At 50.9% G+C, this 18,990-nt stretch carries 16 protein-coding genes; 9 read left to right on the forward strand and 7 right to left on the reverse strand.

The genetic code is table 11. The features are described 5' to 3' along the window. Nucleotides 1-86 precede the first annotated feature (86 nt). Nucleotides 87-1,586, reverse strand: coding sequence for a hypothetical protein (locus tag ABIN98_RS17705; protein ID WP_346911901.1), 1,500 nt, complete (start codon nucleotides 1,584-1,586; stop codon nucleotides 87-89). A 207-nt stretch (nucleotides 1,587-1,793) separates the two neighbouring features. After that, nucleotides 1,794-2,030, reverse strand: a complete 237-nt coding sequence (locus tag ABIN98_RS17710) for a hypothetical protein (protein WP_346911902.1) — start codon at nucleotides 2,028-2,030, stop codon at nucleotides 1,794-1,796. A 1,249-nt stretch (nucleotides 2,031-3,279) separates the two neighbouring features. Here ABIN98_RS17710 and ABIN98_RS17715 point away from each other — a divergent pair. After that, nucleotides 3,280-3,891 (forward strand): calcium-binding protein, encoded by a 612-nt coding sequence (locus ABIN98_RS17715; protein ID WP_346911903.1) that lies wholly within the window; start codon nucleotides 3,280-3,282, stop codon nucleotides 3,889-3,891. A gap of 204 nt (nucleotides 3,892-4,095) precedes the next feature. Here ABIN98_RS17715 and ABIN98_RS17720 read toward each other — a convergent pair whose 3' ends face one another. The 4 genes from ABIN98_RS17720 to ABIN98_RS17735 form a co-directional block, all read right to left on the reverse strand. Next, entirely contained in the window at nucleotides 4,096-4,383 is a 288-nt protein-coding gene (locus ABIN98_RS17720; RefSeq protein ID WP_346911904.1) for a hypothetical protein, read from the reverse strand. Nucleotides 4,384-5,220: 837 nt separating this feature from the next. Continuing rightward, entirely contained in the window at nucleotides 5,221-6,075 is an 855-nt protein-coding gene (locus ABIN98_RS17725; protein WP_346911905.1) for a sulfotransferase family 2 domain-containing protein, read from the reverse strand. 528 nt (nucleotides 6,076-6,603) lie between these two features. Then, nucleotides 6,604-7,401, reverse strand: coding sequence for a metallophosphoesterase family protein (locus ABIN98_RS17730; RefSeq protein ID WP_346911906.1), 798 nt, complete (start codon nucleotides 7,399-7,401; stop codon nucleotides 6,604-6,606). 142 nt (nucleotides 7,402-7,543) lie between these two features. Continuing rightward, nucleotides 7,544-7,888: a hypothetical protein gene (locus ABIN98_RS17735; protein WP_346911907.1), complete on the reverse strand. Its 345-nt coding sequence runs from the start codon at nucleotides 7,886-7,888 to the stop codon at nucleotides 7,544-7,546. A gap of 361 nt (nucleotides 7,889-8,249) precedes the next feature. Here ABIN98_RS17735 and ABIN98_RS17740 point away from each other — a divergent pair, with 361 nt between their 5' ends. The 7 genes from ABIN98_RS17740 (at nucleotide 8,250) to ABIN98_RS17770 (ending at nucleotide 16,507) form a co-directional block, all read left to right on the forward strand. After that, nucleotides 8,250-9,491 (forward strand): polysaccharide biosynthesis/export family protein, encoded by a 1,242-nt coding sequence (locus ABIN98_RS17740; RefSeq protein ID WP_346911908.1) that lies wholly within the window; start codon nucleotides 8,250-8,252, stop codon nucleotides 9,489-9,491. Nucleotides 9,492-9,605: 114 nt separating this feature from the next. Continuing rightward, entirely contained in the window at nucleotides 9,606-10,340 is a 735-nt protein-coding gene (locus tag ABIN98_RS17745; RefSeq protein ID WP_346911909.1) for a hypothetical protein, read from the forward strand. A 66-nt stretch (nucleotides 10,341-10,406) separates the two neighbouring features. Next, nucleotides 10,407-12,710, forward strand: a complete 2,304-nt coding sequence (locus ABIN98_RS17750) for a polysaccharide biosynthesis tyrosine autokinase (protein WP_346911910.1) — start codon at nucleotides 10,407-10,409, stop codon at nucleotides 12,708-12,710. Further along, nucleotides 12,707-13,489 (forward strand): hypothetical protein, encoded by a 783-nt coding sequence (locus tag ABIN98_RS17755; RefSeq protein ID WP_346911911.1) that lies wholly within the window; start codon nucleotides 12,707-12,709, stop codon nucleotides 13,487-13,489. Before ABIN98_RS17750 ends, ABIN98_RS17755 begins: the two co-directional genes overlap by 4 nt. After that, on the forward strand, nucleotides 13,486-14,880 hold the full coding sequence (locus ABIN98_RS17760) for an O-antigen ligase family protein (protein WP_346911912.1): 1,395 nt from the start codon (nucleotides 13,486-13,488) through the stop codon (nucleotides 14,878-14,880). The genes ABIN98_RS17755 and ABIN98_RS17760 overlap by 4 nt, the downstream gene beginning before the upstream one ends. Nucleotides 14,881-14,952: 72 nt before the next feature. Beyond that, the gene (locus ABIN98_RS17765; RefSeq protein ID WP_346911913.1) at nucleotides 14,953-15,738 is read left to right on the forward strand and encodes a hypothetical protein; all 786 of its coding nucleotides are present in this window, start codon (nucleotides 14,953-14,955) and stop codon (nucleotides 15,736-15,738) included. 169 nt (nucleotides 15,739-15,907) lie between these two features. After that, complete coding sequence (locus ABIN98_RS17770) at nucleotides 15,908-16,507, forward strand: transglutaminase-like cysteine peptidase (protein WP_346911914.1); 600 nt, start codon at nucleotides 15,908-15,910, stop codon at nucleotides 16,505-16,507. Nucleotides 16,508-16,566: 59 nt separating this feature from the next. Here the strand turns inward: ABIN98_RS17770 and ABIN98_RS17775 are convergent, their stop codons facing one another. Further along, nucleotides 16,567-17,400, reverse strand: coding sequence for a sugar transferase (locus ABIN98_RS17775; protein ID WP_346911915.1), 834 nt, complete (start codon nucleotides 17,398-17,400; stop codon nucleotides 16,567-16,569). A 941-nt stretch (nucleotides 17,401-18,341) separates the two neighbouring features. On the opposite strand from ABIN98_RS17775, the gene ABIN98_RS17780 reads away from it, so the two are divergent. Continuing rightward, a complete protein-coding gene (locus tag ABIN98_RS17780; RefSeq protein WP_346911916.1) occupies nucleotides 18,342-18,941 on the forward strand; it encodes a transglutaminase-like cysteine peptidase in 600 nt (199 codons plus the stop codon). The last annotated feature ends 49 nt before the right edge of the window (nucleotides 18,942-18,990 follow it).

The following is an 18,990-nucleotide window of genomic DNA, read 5'->3' on the forward strand; positions in this document are numbered from 1 at the left end:
TATCGATATTGGTGGCAATGACGCGGAGCCTGAGTCTCCCGATGTTCTTTCGCCGGCCACCCACAGCGCGCATTGCCTCTATAGCCTCATTGTTGCACGGATGCGTTAGTGGCTGCGTTGCTCTTGAGCCTGAATTTGATCAGGCTTGCGCGAATGGAAAGGGCGACAGGTACCTGGCTTTGACAGGTGCCATTTTTTTCGATGGTCTTAAAGGCTGGAACGGTTTCCTGCATTCCGAGTTGTACATAGGTGATAGGGGCGGGGACGACGTCACACGGGTGGTCGAGCAAGAGGTTCATCATACGATCTTCAGCTTTGTGATGTCCGTTCCAGAAAGCGACTATGTAGGTGCTGTCATCGGTTTGAAGCCATTGTTTGATGTTTACATGTTTGATGCCGGAAGTGTTGCTGAGGCTGACGTTCAAAGAGGCCGGCTCCAGTTTTGATACGTCCGGAATTGCTTTAATGATGGCAGCATAGGTGCGATAGGCGTCTTTCTCTCTGGTCAAGTCATATGACAACAGACCAAAGTTGTGTTGGACGTGGTTTGGATCCGTCCCGTCATCTTTTAAATCGTACCAGAACACGGCTTCGATCGGTATATTGTGACGGACGTTGAGATCGATATAGATCAGTATTGATCTGCTCAGGTAGTCTGCTTGAGTTTTTTCTGATCCGACGCCGTGACTGCCACTCTCTGAGGACGAGTAGCCAAATTCGGTTAGTAAAATGCCCAGCTTCTTGCCGTTCGGGGCTCGCGACTGGATTTCGTTGTTGAAGTTGATGAAGGCCTCTTCAACATCGAGGAGATCATCGCCCGGGACACTGTTGAAATGGGGATCGTCCTCCGGCGGCTTCCGTTTGGTATAGGGGTGAACGGATACAGCATCGGCGAATTCAAGCAGGCCGGCATCCATGGCCCGGCGCAGCCAGGCGCGTCCCTTCGGCCATGAAAGGCTTGCGATGGCGCCGACGGTCATTTGGATGTCCGGTCGCACCGCTTTGAACTTATGTGCAATTTCCCGGTAAACCTCGACATATTCCTCGGGGGTCGAATTGCGCCAGAAGAACTTGATGTTTGGTTCGTTATGAAACTGGATGGTCTTAATGTTCGGGTGACGCTGGATCAATTCGGCGATCCAATCGGTAAAGTGCCGATTGAATTCCTTGTAGCGCGGAACACGCGGTGTTTTGGCAAAGACATGAAGGCTGACGATCAGACCCTCCTGGTCTGCCAGAGTGAGCCATTGATCAATCAGGTCGCGGCGATGTTTTAATCCGGCGGCGACTTGTGGGCTGTGTTTTTCCAAGCGTATCAGGCCGGCGCGTTCTCCATCGTACGAAAAAATCGGAAATGTTATGCGTTGAATACCGGCTTTTTTAATTTGTTTCATCAGGACCGGTAAACGCCAGTTGGGATCCCAATTATCCTTAAAATCCGGGGTTTTCAGAAAATGTCCGACCACACCATAATATTTGGCTTCAGGAACGAACTGGTCTGGCGTTTGTGCCTCTACCGGTACCGTCACGATGCCGGCAATAAGTGCGAAAACTGCGGTAAAAACCATGCTCAAAAATCGGCGCATAATTGCGTCTCCGCACCAGTTGAAATTGGCTGTGCCATTGAATGAAATAGACTTATTGAATGAGGAAACCAGAATTTGATATTCAGTTCAATATATGGCGCAAATGTGATGTGAAGGCAGCCATGCGAACTGATATCCGGGACAGCGCCGATAATGGCGGTTGTGCGGCTCTTAAGTGAAGTGAAGTTCCTCCGATTTTCCGGACAGTCACACGTTAGCGGATTCTAGCTGTTCAGCCTGCCTCCTTTTGTTTGCAAAATGAGGCTGATATCCGAGCGTCGAATGACGTCGGGCGGGATCGTACCATCCCTTGATGAGTTCGAAGATCGCCATACAGGTATACGCCTTGGTCTGAAATTCGCGGCGGATGAGCAGTTCAAATTCCGGTATGGCGGCGGAGCTCTCCCACTTGGCGTTGTCTTGGGCTTCCCAGACCGAGCCCATGGACGGCCAACGCCACTTCCTTTCATCGCTGCCAAAGGCCGCTGCGTGTATTGCGATCCCTGATCACTGTCTTGGATGACGTTCTTCGGCTTGCGTCGCCCGATCGCCATCTTCATTGCGTCGTTGACCAACCGGTCCTTGAGGTATTGGTCCTTTGCCTATCAACGATTCTGTGACTGGAGACGTCGTGGATCGCCGCCAGATACAGGAAGCCTGCCCTAGTCGGCACATAGGCGATGTCTGCAAGCCGAAGCACATCGGGTTTACGGGGCAAAGAAGTTCAGGTCGACCAGATCACTGACCGGCCGCAGCCGTTCGTTCCGGATCGTGATTCGCGTTTCCTAACGGCAGTCGCTTCGATTCAAGCCTGCGGCTTTCACAAACCGTTCGACATCCTGCGACCGATAGCCGGCAGAAGTATCTGTCTCTGCGAGTTCTGCATGGATGTGCAGGGCGCCATAGCTTTCTTTCGATGTTGAATGGATCTATCCGAGTTTCTGAATCTGATCGCCATCGGCGGTTGAACGAGCCGTTGGAAACTGTCCGCTCCGCACATAGAAGCCGTTGTGTGACGCGTCCAGAGGAGTCTCCTTCGTTCGACAGGATCCACGGCCTGATTCGCGGTCACGAAATTGAAGACCGGGACAAGGTCACGCCGTTCGCTGAAAACCAGGTATTCGCCGTTGAGCCCGAATCAATAGCGCCTTCAACGGCTCACCCTTTGAGAGGAAATAGAGCTCTGTAGGAGGTTGACGGTTCTCCTTGTGCAGCCGCCGGGCCTTTTCCCGCTTGGTGCTGGTAAGGCCGTCATCGTGAGTTCTGCCGTCAGTCTCTGCCTGCTTGACCCAGCGACAGATCGTCGCGACCGTCGTCTCGAATTCGCGCTAGGCGTCCAGCTCTGCGACCGGCCTTTGCCTGCGCGATCATCAGTTTCCTGAATTTCGGAGGGGCCGGATTCTTCTTATAATTTATGAAAAACACTTTATTTTACAACCAAAAGTGTCCATCGAATCAGGTAACCTCTATCCCCGGATCTGAGATGCTTGGCGACACCGTCAAACCCAATTCAATGCGGCCAGGCCGGCTTCAATACGGCATGCTGAGCGCTCCCGGGCGTGCGTTCCGCATCCAAGTGTTCACTCTATTAGTGAAATCTACCAAAAATATGTTGCGTCAGGAACATAATTTCGTTAATAATCCACTAATTCCAGGCGGAATTAATTTTCATTTATAAATGATGGAGTGAGATATGAGCATCGTAGGTACCAATTTCGACGACGACATGACTGCCCAATACACTACCGGAGATGACTCTATTAAGGCGATCGGTGGCGACGATAAGATGTTTGGCGGCGCCGGAGATGATATCATGTTTGGTGGTGGTGGAGATGACCTCATCAAGGGTGGTAAAGGCAATGATGAATTGCGCGGCGGCGAAGGCAACGACGAGCTTCAAGGCGGGTCGGGCGACGATGATCTGTTCGGCGGCGAGGGTGATGATGCCCTGAAGGGCGGGACAGGAAATGATTTTCTGTTCGGCGATGTGGGGAACGATAGACTGGACGGCGGCACCGGAGACGATCGCCTTCGCGGAGGCGAGGGGGACGACACTTTCCACTTCTCCAATAGTTTTGGAAATGATGTCGTAACCGATTTTGAAGACGGTGATAGCATCAGTTTTCAGAAGGGCGTTTTTGACGGTTCGGCCCAGGCAGTGGAGTTTGACACTTTGTCAGAATTCTTAACTGCAGCTGTTAATGCCGGATATTCGGTCTCTGTTGACGGCGATGACCTCTTGGTCGATTTTGGATCGGGTAACTCAATTACATTCCTCGATCACGCCTCCGACTTTGTTATCTAAGCAAGAATATATTCAGCGGCAGCTTTTTGCTGCCGCTGAATATTTATATATTGAATGAAATAAAATTGAATTATTAGATACTTAGTTTGCTTCAATATTACCTTCCGAAATTCGCACACTCCTTTAAGTCAAGACTTGTTGTCTGCTGATCTTCGAGAAGAAGAGGATCAGGGATGTTGAAACGTGAGTTGCACTTGCCGGTAGTCAAGGCGGAGATTGCCTGGAAATCTTGAAAGGTGGTTTCAAGATTGGCGAGTCGGCGATAACTGGCAATTGTTTCTTCAGAAAGATCGCGCCCTGAAGCGTGAAGTGAGGCGCGGCAAGGTCAAGCCGGCTCATCTCGAATAGTCGGTCGGCAAGCCTTATTTTCTGCTGTAGATTTCGCACTCGTCTTGCTAGTCCACGCCGAATGGCGAGAGCGATATCAGCCTCACCCTGATAGGCCTGACTGATGAACAGTTCCTGGAGACGTCGTTTTTCGGTGTCCGGCATATGACCTGGTATTTGAAAAACGAAGCTTCTCCGGAGAACGAGATGCGGAGCCGGCGACTGATGCAGCTCGTGGGCCTGATGCCAATCTGCCGGAAGCCCAATTCACGCAGGCCGGCCAAGGGACACAAGACCTTTCCATATCAGGCGAAAGGCTTTCGGCTGGAGCGGCTGAACCAGAGGTCTGGACGCCTGACGCCCTGTATATTTACCGCTGCGCCGGAGGTTCCTCGGCCTGGTCGAGATTACCGACTGGGTCTCCCGCAAGGTGCTGGCCTGGCGAATCGCCAATGCGTTAAAAGCCGATTTCTGCTTTAGGCATTGTACGAGGCGAATCATAAATCCGGTACTCTGGGAATGCTGGGGCGCATATCAGGGTTGGTGTGCGGAAGTGACCTGCCGAGGCATAAGACAGCCTTCAGATGAGTTATCAAACGGACGGTTGCGACGATCGCTTGAAATCGCCAACTATGCGTCGATCAGGTATTTCGAGCGCAGGCAGAAGCAGTCATCGAGCCTTCGGTCGGAGCGCCGGCGATAGCTACGACAATGCTCCCACCGATACGATCACCGGGCTTTGCAAAGCCGAAGGCATTCATCGGCCTGGGTCTTGGCGAAGCTGCGAATACGTCGAATTCGGCGCATTCGAATCGGGTGATTGGTACGATCACAGGCGGGCGCTGGTACAGGCGCGTGCCGAGGCCCTTAGGGAGCATCTTGCCGGCTGAACCGTAGGAACAATAGTACGCCATGATGCAGCAAGTGGCCGCACGCATACTTGAACGAAACTGCTTCCAATAAAAAACGGCCCGGTTCTCGGGGGGAGATGCTGCGGCCTTATTAAGGCGCTGCAGAGGCCGGTTTGGCGTCGCTTACTGCCTGACTGTCAAATAGTGCCCAGTCTTTTGCGTAGAAGTCCCCGATGAACTTTTCGACATCATCTCCAAGGTGCATCTTGTCGTATTGCGAAGCGGCTTTCACGAACAACGGGCTTTCGGCGAGGATTGGCTTGACGATCTTACGAACGGACTGCGGCAGCATTTTATATGCCGGTGAGGCGACTTTATTGAGTTGCTTGAACCATCCCTTTGGCTTCAGGCTAGCGTGAGTGTAGCTCATATCACCAAGCGAAATCCCGAACTCATCCTGCATCCAACTGCGCCATGCATCCATCTGATCGAGGCGGAAAAGCTTCGTGACTTTGCGCTCTCCTTCCAGGTCGATGTAGTCGGCTTGACGGGTGAAATGGATGTAGGGCAAGTCGCAGAAAACTTCTTTTCCGTCGAGCCAGTTGCAAACATTCTTGCCTTCCTCGATCACATGGTTTTCCTGGATGGAGGTTGGTCCTAGATCGCAAAATTCACGTAGACGCTGCATGATTGCGGAGATGAAGCGGTCCCGCGGATTGCGTAGGATCGCAAAAGACGTCGCGCCGGCGAATGCCGCATAAGTGGACGGAAAATACTCGGATAGGTATTTCAGAGGAATATGCGCCTGATGGATTGAACCCAGCACGTCATGTTCGAAACCGCGCCAAGACAGTAGCGCTTCAGTTTCCTCTACGGTTTTGTTCAGATCCCTGGCAAATAAGGCATATGGGAAGTCCGCGATACCGTCGAGTCCTTGGTAGATGTTAGTACCTGCACATTTTGGAATATGGACAAACATGAGTTGATGTTGTTCGGAGTAGCGCACGCTCTTAAATCCAGATTAGGTGAGAACTTACCGTTTTTAAATGCTGATGATATTAGGTTTTTATAGCCTTAAAGTAGTGAATATTTAGGAAATATCCTTATGACTAATAAATAGTCTAAGATTAGAACGTTGAAAATTAAGCATTGTTGCGGTGAGCTTTCAAGGGTTTCAAGCAATCTCTCATTTGAAGAGAAGAAGGACTGTTATTTCATATCAGAAGCAATCGAATTAGAAAAGTTAATGGTATAAAATAATTTAATAATAATGTATCCACTTAACTTTCTTCACGTATGAATGACACGATGGTTTCGTTAGGTCGTCGACTCATGTCCCGATAGTCTGGAAGGGAGCATTCGGTATTGTGGTGCACCTGTCGGGCGTCGTGGTCTACCTGGAGCGAAGCGTCGGCTTGATGGAATTGATATGCATTGGTCGGCAGTTTACCGGCTGATTTCCTGATTGTGATTTGAGCGCCCAGTTTTCTGATGAATGTTCGTCAGGATCTTAGAACATTTCAGGCTGGTTCGATCATTGTCCAACGAGTGCACTTGCCGAAAATGATTGCACTTGCCCCCGGTCGGTTTGCAGGAAACGTAAGCCTTCTGAATCGAGTACGGCACAAGTGAGCTTGCCGGTAATATATACGCCGGTATCTATGTTGATCCGGTTAGGTTTCAGTTCAATCTGGCTATGCGGCGTATGGCCATGGATAACCAAAGCCCCGAAATCCCCTGTGTAGTCCAGGAATTCATGCCGAATCCACATCAGGTCTTCGTCTCGTTGATAAATGAGGGGGACACCCGGGCGGACGCCGGCATGTACAAAGGCATAGCCGTCAATGTGATGCATTGTTGGAAGCGTGCGTAGAAAATTCAGGTGTTTCCGAGGCATGGCCAATCGAAATTGACGCTGAATTTCAAATGCATTAACGGCAGTAGGGTGAAGATTTATTCCATAGGATTTGAGTGTCGGGGAACCGCCGACGTTAATCCAGCGAGGCAACACGTCTGGGGTCGTTAGAAACGTCAGCATTATGCTTTCGTGATTGCCCATCAGACATAATCGATTACGGCCTGCTTTTGGTCCGCGAGAAAGGGCTTCGATAACACCGGCGGACGAAGGGCCGCGATCAATGTAATCTCCGAGAAAGATTTCGGTGACTTCGGCAATGGGGCGAAGTCTCAGATCCTGCTCGACTGCGGCAAGCAGGGTGTTCAAATGGTCCAAATGCCCGTGTATGTCGCCAAAAACGTAATAGCGTTTCGATTCTGGAATTGGAGTTCTCGCAAAATTGCGAATGCGCCTATTGAACCAACGTTTGAACATACTCACCGGGCTGCATAAGAGCTAGATACGTTTATCGATTCCGATAAATATCCAACCAACGACAGCTGGATAAATTTTTCTGCTCCCAAAGATTCTGACAAATTCCAGTGACAAAGCTGGACAAATGATCAGTCGAACCCGCCTAACGTACTACATCAAAGCTGCCACAGGCTGCCGGGCCATCCACATCGTCGCCTGCCTTGGCGCTGATTGTCTTCACACCAAGCAAGAAAATGAGGCGGCATTCGTTGGAATGCAGCGGCGCATTGTAGGCTGTATCGTCACCATAGAGCGTTACCGATCCACCGTAAGAATCTTTTCTGCAGACCAAGCCAAGCTGGGCAGTCGTTGTCGTGGCGCTTCTGTCGGACAAGGCCATCGGGGTCAGGTTCAGGGCTGGAGAGTGTTGCCCCTTTTCGATTTTCCAGAAATTTTCTATCTGAGGCCGCAAATCATCGCATTCTTCCGCAACTGATGAAGTGGCCATGCAAATGCATATTGCGAATGATGTGAGAATTGGTCTCAGCATTTAGGAACCTGCTTAATGTTTCGATTTAATATTACGAACAATCGCTTCGCTGAAATTGGCACGCTTCATTCGCTCCGCGCAACCCATTTGTGGGCTAGATTCGCTGAAAGGCCGAAATTTGATTCTCCTCGTATGGAATCTGCGAACGTACCGAACATCATATCATGAAGGATCTGTTCATAATCTGTGTTTAGTATTATGAATCTGTTGTTAATATGCAACGCTGACCATCGTTTCGGGGTGTGCTTTCGATTTGTAATTGCATCAAAATATGTACGTGGTAGCAGCTTATTAAAATTCTTCTGCGGGCAGGATTGATATGACCTCCAATTTTTTGAAGTCGGTTCTAATGTGTTCAGTCGCGGGGCTCGCCGCGTGTGACACCCTGCCTCGTTCTGGGCCAGACCATAAGGCAATCCAGACGCAGGCAACCGATTCCATCGTAGAGGAGCCCGGCGCCGCGCAGAAAAGCACAATAAAATATGCCTTCCTCGATCTTTCTCCGGCGGTTCTGAAGTACGTTAAGGGCTCGGAGCTCGGTTCGCTCTATCGCGGATTTGGCGGCGGACGAGGCCCTGCGCCGGAGATCCTGGTTGGCGTTGGCGACATAATTCAGGTGACGATATTTGAATCGTCCGCGGGCGGTTTGTTTATTCCTGCAGATGCCGGTAGCCGGCCTGGTAACTTTGTGAATTTGCCTCAGCAGACGGTAGACAGGCGTGGCTACATTACAGTGCCTTATGCAGGGCAAATATTGGCATCGGGACGGTCATTGCCCCAGATCGAGACTGAAATCGAGGCCAAGCTCTCGAACCGGGCAATCGAGCCGCAGGCGATTGTTCACTTCGTTGAGCGCAATGCGACGACCGCATCGGTGGTCGGTGAAGTTAATGACCCGAACAAGCTGAGGATCAGCGAAAGCGGCGACCGTGTTCTCGATATTATCTCGAAGGCGGGTGGCATAAAGTATCCGGGCTACGAAACCTATGTGACTTTGCAGCGTCGCGGCCGAAAGGCGAGGGTTTATTTCAACTCATTGGTCGAGAACCCGACAGAAAATATTTATGTAGCACCTGGCGACACAATCTATGTCGATAGAGAGCAGCGGTCTTTCCAGGCTTTTGGTGCCACGGGCTTGAGCGGGTCATTCAACTTTGACAAAGAAGAGCTGACGTTATCCGAGGGTGTCGGCAAAGCCGGCGGCCTTCTCGACAGCCGGGCCGATCCGGGTGAGGTTTTTGTCTATCGAATGGAGTCGCGAAAGTCGCTCGAAGAGATCGGGGTCGATATGTCTCAGTTCGACGCGGACAAGGATGAGATTCCAGCCATTTACAGGACCAATTTCCGCGATCCTTCGGGATATTTCGTCGCCCAGGGTTTCCAGCTGCGCGATAAGGATGTCTTGTATGTATCGAATGCTGAATCGGTCGAGCTCATTAAGTTCCTGACAGTTCTGAATTCCGTTACTTCGACCGTTTCCGGTGTCAGTGGAGATGCACGCCTGACCAGGAATAATGCGGTATCACTGTCGCATGGGGTGAACGTCACTTTGGACGAGTAAGTGACGGTTGGGGATTGTAGTTACGAAGGTGCATTGGACGTGATGCATTGGGCAAAGCTAAGGATAGCTGGGGTGTTGCGCCGTTAAGAATAGTTCAAACAAGGGAAGCCTTGGGTGTTGGGTGTCCGTTGTGGTTCATTGTTTTTGGTGTTAATATGTCAAGCATATTTAGGGAGTCGCTTGATGTTTCGGTTGTGTGGAAGTGTCTTTGAAGTGCGGAATATTGCCGGTTTCGTTGGTGTCGCCTTTTTGTCCTTGGTCGGTCTTTCCGATGCTGCGACAGCTGATTCCTGTTTTCTTTCTCCTGCAAAATTGTCCGATACTGCTGTCAGTTCCTTCAAAGATAATCCCGATGCGCTGCTGACCTCAAATCCGGTCGGCGGGTACAGTTTGTCGACCCAGGTTAGGGGACTTGTCGGTTCCGATACGGATTCGATATCCATCATCGTTGGTCTTTCGGAAAAGGCGAATGACGTTCAGGTGGCGGCAATCGCAGCAGGTTTAGCCCAGGCAGCCACTGCTTGTGTGAACAGCCGCCCTGATGTGGCCGCACAGATTCAGCAGGCTGTTGCTGAAAGCGGCAATCAAGCGTTAATTGCCGCATTCGCTGCGTCAATTGGGGATACGCAGACTGCAGCGCTTACCGGTGGGATTGGCGGTACCGGCGGAACCGGAGCAGGCGGTGGCGGCGCGATCGGTGGCGCCGGAGCTGGAGCAGCTGGTGCTGGTGCGAATGGAACGGATTCTTCTGCAACAAATGATACGTTTTCTCTCGCCGCTAACGGCGCAACATCGAGCATTTCAACGACTCTTGGGAATGTTGTCGCCGCTGTTAGTCCCACGCAATAATGTTAATATTGTGCGAACCCCTATTGAGCGGCTTATGCCGCTCTTTTCATATTGGTCTGAGTCAATATGCTAAACAAACAGAGCTCTTCCTTATCCGATTACGGTTTCCTCGATAAAGGACCGGGTGATCGGGATCATGAGGACGAACTGTCCGTCGATTTGGAACGCGTTTTAGGTGCATTTAAACGTCAGTTCAGGTTGATAGTTTTCTTTAGCATTGCCGGCTTGGTTTTAGGCATTGCATATGTATTGAGTGCACAGCCTCTTTATACCGCGTCCTCACAAATCTTGATAGAAGATCAGAACATTACTGGTAATAACGGTGATAGCGGTCTTGGTATCCGTTTCGATACAGCCAAAATCGACAGTCAGGTTGAATTAATTAAATCGGACAGAATTGCCCTATCGATTATCGATAAACTGAAGCTGATTGAAGATCCCTATTTCATGAATGCTCGTGGGTCGATTTGGGCTAAGGGCATCAATGCGATTAAACAATTTGTAAGTGGTGGTTTTTGGTTCGGAGGCGCGAATTTATCCGAGGCCCAGTTAGAGCAGAAACGCCAGGCGGCTCTAAGAATCTTGCTGGATAATCTTAATGTTACCCGAAAGGGGCTCACCTACGTCCTGGAGATTGATTATACTTCACCGTCGGCCGATGAAGCTGCTCGAATTGCGAATACCTACGCTGACGCTTATCTTCTTGATCAGTTGGATGCGAAATATGATGCGGCCAGGCGGGCAAGTGACTGGTTGCAGGTGCGCATTCAGGAACTGAAAGGAAAATCGCTCGCGTCGGACCTTGCGGTACAGAAGTTCCGGAAGAAACATAATCTGATCGCTGCTGATGGAACTCTGATCAGCGAAACCCAGATGGCCGATATGAACAGTCAGTTGATTCTGGCGCGAGCGGCAACAGCTCAGGCTCAGGCAAAATATGAGCGTATTCAGAATATTATCAACAACGGCCAAATGGATGCCGCTGTTACGGAAGCATTAAACAATCCGGTTATCGCTGATCTTCGCTCGAAATTCCTGGAAGCGTCCAAACGCTACGCTGAAATCAGTCAGAAACTGGGCGCTAATCATATTCAGGCGTTAAAATTTAAGAATGACATGGCTGAGTATAGGCGTGTCATTTTCGACGAGCTAAGCCGTATCGCACAAAGCTACAAAAGCGACTTTGACATTGCCAAATCGCGCGAGACGTCCCTTGAACAGAGTCTGTCGAAGCTCGTCGGAGAAAGTGCAGATACCAACGAAACGATGGTTTCGCTACGAGAGTTGGAGCGGGAATCCGAAACCTACAAGAATCTTTATCAGACTTTTTTGCAGCGTTATCAAGAAACGATCCAGCAACAATCATTTCCAATTACTGAGGCGCGCGTAATATCCAATGCGCGAGCTCCAGAAAAGCCTAGCCTTCCTCGCAAGACTCTTGTTTTGGGAATTGCCCTGGTTCTGGGGGGCATGGTTGGCGTTGGAATTGGTGTCGCGCGGGAATTCCGCGATCGGGGCGTTCGAACAGGGGAACAAGTGAGGGAAAGACTTGGACTTGAATTTCTAGGCTTGTTGCCAATTCTCTCCCACAAAGGAATTAACCCCCTGGAAAAATTTGGAAATCGGCTCAACGATACCAAACGCTACATAAAGCCAATAGATAGTGTTCTTAGACAATCCTTGGATTCTCCGTTATCATCGTTTTCGGAGACGCTTCGTGCAGCAAAAATTGCTGCGGACTTGATGTTGGGTGAAAAGGAGACCAAAATTATTGGAGTTGTTTCGATTTTCCCAGGAGAGGGAAAATCAACGATTTCCAAAAACTTCGCCTCCATGCTTGCCAGTCTCGGACCTAAAACGCTTTTAATTGATTGCGACCTCCGCAATCCTGGACTGACTCGAAGCGTAGCCGGCGAGGCTGAAGCTGGATTGTTGGAAGTGTTGCTCGAAGAAAAAGAGTTCAAATCCGCGCTACTTGTTGAACCGGATTCTAAGCTCTTCGTTTTGCCGGCGGTGGTTAGGCAGAGGATTTCGCATACAAGTGAGTTACTTGCATCACCCGGAATGAAAAAGCTATTGCGCCAAGCAAGCGAAGCATTTGACTACGTCGTCATCGATTTGCCGCCGCTGGCTCCGGTAGTAGACGTGAGAGCTATTGCAGGACAGATTGACGCTTTCCTGTTTGTCGTTGAGTGGGGGAAGACCGCGCGTCATACGATCAGGTCCATGTTGAGTCATGATGAGCGTTTGAGAGAAAAATGTCTCGGTGTCGTGCTGAACAAAGTTGATATTCAAACGCAGAAACTTTACGAGAAAAACACAGCTGAAGGATATCAGTATTCAGCCCATTCCCGGTACTATTCTGATTGACCTTGGCCTTGCTGTTCGCTCGCTTAAGTCATGTGGTATTGGGTTTGTCACTGTCAGGCGCTGCATTTATTGCGATCTCAAATGACTTGAGCGCGCGCAGGGTTCTGCTCACGGCACAACCTATCCTGCGTGGCATAACTCTGACGGATGCTGAAGCCGATCGTCTGGCTCTATACCCTGATAATAGTGACCTTTCGTGCCGACGCGATATTCAGGAAGCTGCCATGACTGTGAAACTGGCAGTTCTGGAGCATCGTCTTCTAACAACGGCATCCACCGAGACAGTCAATCAGTCCTATATTGTCGTGAAACAGGGGATTCGCCATCTGCTCTCGTGTTTTCCGCTGAATGGTAACGGTTGGATGCGTTCAGCCATGAGCACCATGAGGATGGAGGGGCCGACAGAAAGTGTTATGCATGAGGTTGAACTTTCCGAACTGACCTCTCCCCGGGAGGGATGGCTATTAGGATCGAGAATTCCGTTTCTGATTTCACTCAGTCAGACACAAGATCCACGTGCCATCGAGGCACTCAATAATGATCTCGATACACTTTTCAGATGGATGCCAGAGTGGCAGGTGCGTGCGATTTTTGAGGCAGTCGGCGACTACGGGAAATCCATCATGCGGGCTCGATTTTCGGCAGGAAATGCCGATGTTATTGCGGCGATGGATCCGGATCGATTGGAACTGCTTTATCGGATCATGGGGCTGAAATTTCCAGAAAAGGACTGCGCGCGGTATTTCAGGCGGCTGAAAACCTGTGTTGGAAGACGATGAAACTGACGCAGTCCCCTGTTTGGCTTTATTTTCGTACCAAACTTTCTGAGGCAAACAGATGGGCCCTATTGCTCGTCCTGGTACTCTTGTTGCTTCTGAAAGGCGGTACGCCATGGCCAGTCGCTGAAGTTGTCTCAATTCTGATCGGTTTAATGTTGGTTTTCAGCTCTGTAGAGCCTCCGAGAAACGCGGCGGTTGCCAGGTTCCAAGTCTATTCTTTGGCTTTCGCCGTCAGCGTTACCATGTACATTCTTTTCCAGACGCTGCCCATCAGTGGACTTTCTAATCCAATTTGGGACCTGGTTCGAAAGCAATTAGACTTGAACTTGTCCGGAAGAATTTCCGTGGCACCGATCCAAAGTCTCTGGTCGATCTTTCGGTTGGTATTGCCCTATGCAGTCTTTTCAGTAGGGTTGGCGCTCTTCCAGTTTGAAAAGGATGTTAAGTGGCTCTGGCGTGCATTCAGTGTCATAGGCACTGCCTTTGCAATTTACGGGATTCTTCAACTCCTCCTGTTTCCAGACTGGCTATTCTTAGAGGCCAAAACCTACTACAAAACCTCTCTAACAAGTGTCCTGGTAAACCGGAACAGCGCGGCCACATTCCTGGGAATGGCCTTGATTGCGACCGTGTGTTTGATCAGGTGGGAAGTCCGGAGCGGAGAAAGGTCTGGTTTTTGGGAAGAGCCATGGCTTCAGTTAGGGTATTTTGCGCTTTCCAGGAATCTAGGTCTATTGATCGGTGGGGTATTTCTCCAGGTTCTGGCTTTGGGACTGACGACGTCTCGTGGTGGCCTGTTATCATCTACACTTGGTCTATGCGTTGCCGTTTTTCTGCTGGATTTCCGGGTTCTCCGCAGGCGGGTTAGCAACCGGGTAGTCAAATGGGGTATTCTAACGCTACTGGCTATATTCGCATTCGAACTTTTTTCGGGTCGAACCGTTCACCGGCTTGAAACTGACCTCTCCTCGGCTCGATTGTGCACCTACAAATCGACTTTGCAAGCAGCGCTGCTGAACCTCCCATTCGGCACTGGTTTAGGTACCTTCCAGGATGTTTTTCCGAGCTTTCGTGATCCGAATTGCGGGGTCGTCGGTATCTGGGACAAGGCTCACAATTCCTACTTGGAGAATTTCCTCGAACTCGGCTTGGCCTATATCTTATTTTTGGGAATTGGCTGCATTCTCCTGCTCAGGACGCTTGTCCGGGGCTATGGCGAGCGCCAGGAATATCGCCCCTTTGTTGCGGGTGGACTAGCTATAACCGTTCTTGTTGCTGTGCATGCCCTGGTTGATTTCTCGCTGCAAATACCGGCGGTTTCAGCTTTTTATGCGCTTTTATTATCCAGTTCTGTGACAATTGCGCTGGGAAGATCGCCAAGAGACATGTAAAAACTGCAGAATGAGAAAATACTTTGGGCGTGGTGTTCTTGCCGTAAAATGCAGGAAATAGGGATTTTCGAAATGAAGCCGGGTTGGCTCCGTGAGCAGCCGGAAAAGGACGACGGGAGCCGTTCGGACGAAAGCGCCGGCGGACGGCGATACAAGATTTACTGGATCCTAGCTGGTCTTGTGATCTGCGCAAATATCGCTTCTTTTTCCTTTCGAGGGGAAATATCGACGGCATACACTGCGCTGAGTGGTTTCTTGCAAACTTCCTGGGGTTCGGCGGATGACAATCCCGCGCAACCAACGTCCAACAAGCCGCCTTATGAAGCGTTACCGCTTGCATACAATGCGCCCGCGCGCCGGCCATTCTCCGAACTTTATCAAGCCCTAGATTTGCAGCCGCCTTACACGGTCGTGACGTCAAACAGTTTCATGGTCGGAAATACACCTATCAGATTGGCTTATATCTTTGGTATCGGCGCAACGGACCTTTGCATCGACGACAGCTTTGCCAAGTTTCCCTGTGGCCTTATGGGGCGGGCCTCCCTTCAAAACAGGATCTCCAATGAGCCGATGTCCTGTATCCCGGTTTTCTATTTGGCGGGTGCCCCTCATTATGACTGTCACCTGACTGATGGAATGACCCTGTCGCGTTTTCAGGTTCATGCAGGATTTGCGCGTCCAGATTCTCTGGGCGAACGATTATTCTCAACCGAGAAACAAGACGCAATTGACCGCCTCGCCGGAGCCTGGAACGGCAACTGGACGATACTGACCCTGGACGAGATCAAGCGTCAGGAGCGCCTGGCCAACCAATTTGACCAACTCGGTGACGAGGCGGCTGAGGCGGTAGAGAACTGATAGTCGTAGCGAAAATCAGCAGAGAGTATCGCAGATATTTGAAACTTGAAAATTACCAAAGCGTTACGCTGAACGGTACAATTTATTGAAAACTGCGTTTGGGTCTCGAACCTGGATTTCAGATGTTTCGTGTAGCTTCTCCTTCAAATCCTGTCGGGGAGAAGTGGATATGCGTAACAGGGCAGTTCTTTTAGCGATCTTCGCCGGTTTGCTGCTGGCTCCGGTCCAAGGTGCATTTGCATTCGGTCTTGGTGGCGGCTTGTCGTCGCTCAAGCGGCAATTGGAGCCGCGGTTCATTTCCAGCCGCGGGCCGACACTTGCGCCGATGGGGCATGTGATTTTCTGTGCCAAGGAGCCGTCCCAGTGCCGGTCCTTCGGGCGTTCGGTCGTGGCGATGAACGCGGTCAAGAAGCAGGAACTCAACCGGATCAACGCAAGCGTCAATCACCGTATTCGTCCGATCAACGATAAAGGCAGCAAGGGTTGGGCGGACACGTGGACGGTGGCGCCGAAGTCCGGCGACTGCGAAGACTTTGCGCTGACGAAGAGAGCGGAACTGATAGCCCGGGGTTGGCCGTCACGCGCCTTGCGTATTGCGGTGGCCAAGACCTCCTGGGGGGAAGGGCATGCGGTGCTGGTGGTGCGCACCACCGATGGCGATCTTGTCCTGGACAATCGTCGCAGTGGTGTGGTGCCGTGGCACAAAAGCGGCCTCACCTGGCTGAAAATCCAGTCGCCGGTCGATGCCAAAAGATGGCTCGCGATTTGACCTCGCGCAGAAAAGGCACTTTGAAAAACGGCTTCGGCGCAACCAACGTCCGGGGCCGATTAGTATCCTCGGCCTTTGAAAAATTCGCGCACGATCGTACCCACCATGATCTTGATGTCCAGCAAGGTTGATTGCTGATCGACATAGGTCAGATCATAGTGAAGTCTCATCCGAGCGGCGTGGGCATCTTTTGTCTCGCCCCGGAAGCCGTTCACCTGTGCCAGACCGGTTATCCCAGGCAGCACGGCATGCCGGTCATGATAGCGTGCATCGAATTCTTCGTAAGGCACTCCGGCGGCAAGCATGCCTGGAACATGTGGGCGAGGGCCCACCAAGGACATGTCTCCCCGGATCACGTTAAAGAGCTGCGGTAGTTCGTCGAAATTGCTGCGGCGCAAAAAACGCCCGATCGGTGTTACACGCGGGTCGTTCTTGACTGTTTGCTGAACGCCGGAGTGATCGCATTGATCGACATACATTGAACGGAATTTCAGAACCGTAATGACTTCGCCGTTCTTGCCGTGACGTTCCTGGCGAAAGAAGACAGGTCCCTTACTCGTCGCCCTGATGGTCACAGCCAAACCGAGCAAAAGCGGACTCAACAGTCCGACCGCTGCGCTTGCTCCGACGACATCAATCGCCCGTTTGAGTGGTCTGGATTTCTGAGCGACAGCAGCATCCGCCATGAAATCAGCGGCCGCCGCATTCGACGTTAACATTGCCGAAAACGATTGATTTTTCTCGACATTTAGAGCACTTGCGCCACCAGTAACCTTTGGTAGCTGAAAGTGCTGTGTCGTGGGTTTAAAAGGCCGTCGTTTAGCCGAACGAAACTTAAAAAGTGGGCGAATACCAACTTTGCCTCGGCCATATTCAATATTTTCGTGCGTCATAAATGCACCCAATAATAGAAGTCAAGCTACATGGCTCAACCAAATTAACCGCATCTGGCGTGACAAAAAAGCAATTTATTGACAATCGGTTAACATGAACCAGCTTGTCATTTCATTATTAAAATTACCTTAACCCAATTTGCAGTGCACTGCAACACGCAATGCAAAAATTTACAGTATGTACGCACGTGGCCAGGCTTCGGCTGGCGAGCAGGTTCCAGGCTGCCCGCAATATGTTTCAAATGAAATTTTCAGGAAAATTTTTCGGTTGGGACCGAAAGCAATCAGCGTGTGCCGCGGATGCAGGCATATGTTGAAGTGCGCGCGTTTCCGTCCTGTGAAAGGGCTCGTCAAGCGGAGCGATCACATCAAGCCGAATGATGTGAATATGCGGCAATTGGATAACTTCATTATCTACGGAAAGTTGACTATTCCGCCAGTCAGATCAGCAAATACAGAATACCAATTGAGGCCGCTATAGAGCCCCAGAACAATAAGTTCTTGAACAAAAGGAATAAGAGGTCGGCCCCTGCGCCATCGGGCTCGATGATATGATCGACGTAGCCGCCCGCGGGTTTCGCCCGCTCGTCTGTGAAGTAATTTGCCATACTCAAACACCTTGGCAATTTTCATATTTAAGAATTGATTTTAGATGAAGGCGTATTAAGACTTTGTTAAAGGTCAGGTCTGCCGGCCGTTTCCGGTATTGAGCCACATCGAAGATAGTTCTCAGGCAAAGTTTGTGCCTTCGAGTCATCGTTCTCATTGCAGATGCTTTTATAGGTGCAGAAATGGTGGGTGAGCGCCCGAACGCCCGGTAAAACTTACCTGAAGCTTACTCGATTTTATTCAATTTATTGAAAACTGCGTTTGGGTCTCGAACCTGGATTTCAGATGTTTTGTGTAGCTTCTCCTTCAAATCCTGTCGGGGAGAAGTGGAAATGCGTAACAGGACAGTTCTTTTAGCGATCTTCGCCGGTTTGCTGCTGGCTCCGGTTCAAGGTGCATTTGCATTCGGTCTCGGTGGCGGCTTGTCGTCGCTCAAGCGGCAATTGGAGCCGCGGTTCATTTCCAGCCGCGGGCCGACACTTGCGCCGATGGGGCACGTGATCTTCTGTGCCAAGGAGCCGTCCCAGTGCCGGTCCTTCGGGCGTTCGGTCGTGGCGATGAACGCGGTCAAGAAGCAGGAACTCAACCGGATCAACGCGACCGTCAATCACAGCATTCGCCCGGTCAACGATCGGGGCAGCAAGGGTTGGGCGGACACGTGGACGGTGGCGCCGAAATCCGGGGACTGCGAAGACTTTGCCCTGACGAAGAGAGCGGAACTGATTGCCCGTGGCTGGCCGTCACGAGCCCTGCGTATTGCGGTGGCCAAGACCTCCTGGGGGGAAGGGCATGCGGTGCTGGTGGTGCGCACCACCGATGGCGACCTTGTCCTGGACAATCGTCGCAGTGGTGTGGTGCCATGGCACAAAAGCGGGCTGACATGGCTGAAAATCCAGTCGCCGGACGATGCCAAAAGATGGCTCGCGCTTTAAAGACGCCTTTGAACACATCCTGAGACGAAAAACGCTTTCGACGAAAACG

Source organism: uncultured Roseibium sp., from assembly GCF_963675095.2.
Lineage (GTDB): Bacteria > Pseudomonadota > Alphaproteobacteria > Rhizobiales > Stappiaceae > Roseibium.

Bases quoted from the DNA above. Each gene is read 5' to 3' on its own strand.
- ABIN98_RS17715 (WP_346911903.1), top strand. From the start codon at position 3,280: ATGAGCATCGTAGGTACCAATTTCGACGACGACATGACTGCCCAATAC.
- ABIN98_RS17760 (WP_346911912.1), top strand. From the start codon at position 13,486: ATGAAACTGACGCAGTCCCCTGTTTGGCTTTATTTTCGTACCAAACTT.
- ABIN98_RS17770 (WP_346911914.1), top strand. From the start codon at position 15,908: ATGCGTAACAGGGCAGTTCTTTTAGCGATCTTCGCCGGTTTGCTGCTG.
- ABIN98_RS17750 (WP_346911910.1), top strand. From the start codon at position 10,407: ATGCTAAACAAACAGAGCTCTTCCTTATCCGATTACGGTTTCCTCGAT.
- ABIN98_RS17705 (WP_346911901.1), bottom strand. From the start codon at position 1,586: ATGCGCCGATTTTTGAGCATGGTTTTTACCGCAGTTTTCGCACTTATT.
- ABIN98_RS17740 (WP_346911908.1), top strand. From the start codon at position 8,250: ATGACCTCCAATTTTTTGAAGTCGGTTCTAATGTGTTCAGTCGCGGGG.
- ABIN98_RS17780 (WP_346911916.1), top strand. From the start codon at position 18,342: ATGCGTAACAGGACAGTTCTTTTAGCGATCTTCGCCGGTTTGCTGCTG.
- ABIN98_RS17720 (WP_346911904.1), bottom strand. From the start codon at position 4,383: ATGCCGGACACCGAAAAACGACGTCTCCAGGAACTGTTCATCAGTCAG.
- ABIN98_RS17775 (WP_346911915.1), bottom strand. From the start codon at position 17,400: ATGACGCACGAAAATATTGAATATGGCCGAGGCAAAGTTGGTATTCGC.
- ABIN98_RS17735 (WP_346911907.1), bottom strand. From the start codon at position 7,888: ATGGCCACTTCATCAGTTGCGGAAGAATGCGATGATTTGCGGCCTCAG.
- ABIN98_RS17710 (WP_346911902.1), bottom strand. From the start codon at position 2,030: ATGGGCTCGGTCTGGGAAGCCCAAGACAACGCCAAGTGGGAGAGCTCC.
- ABIN98_RS17765 (WP_346911913.1), top strand. From the start codon at position 14,953: ATGAAGCCGGGTTGGCTCCGTGAGCAGCCGGAAAAGGACGACGGGAGC.
- ABIN98_RS17730 (WP_346911906.1), bottom strand. From the start codon at position 7,401: ATGTTCAAACGTTGGTTCAATAGGCGCATTCGCAATTTTGCGAGAACT.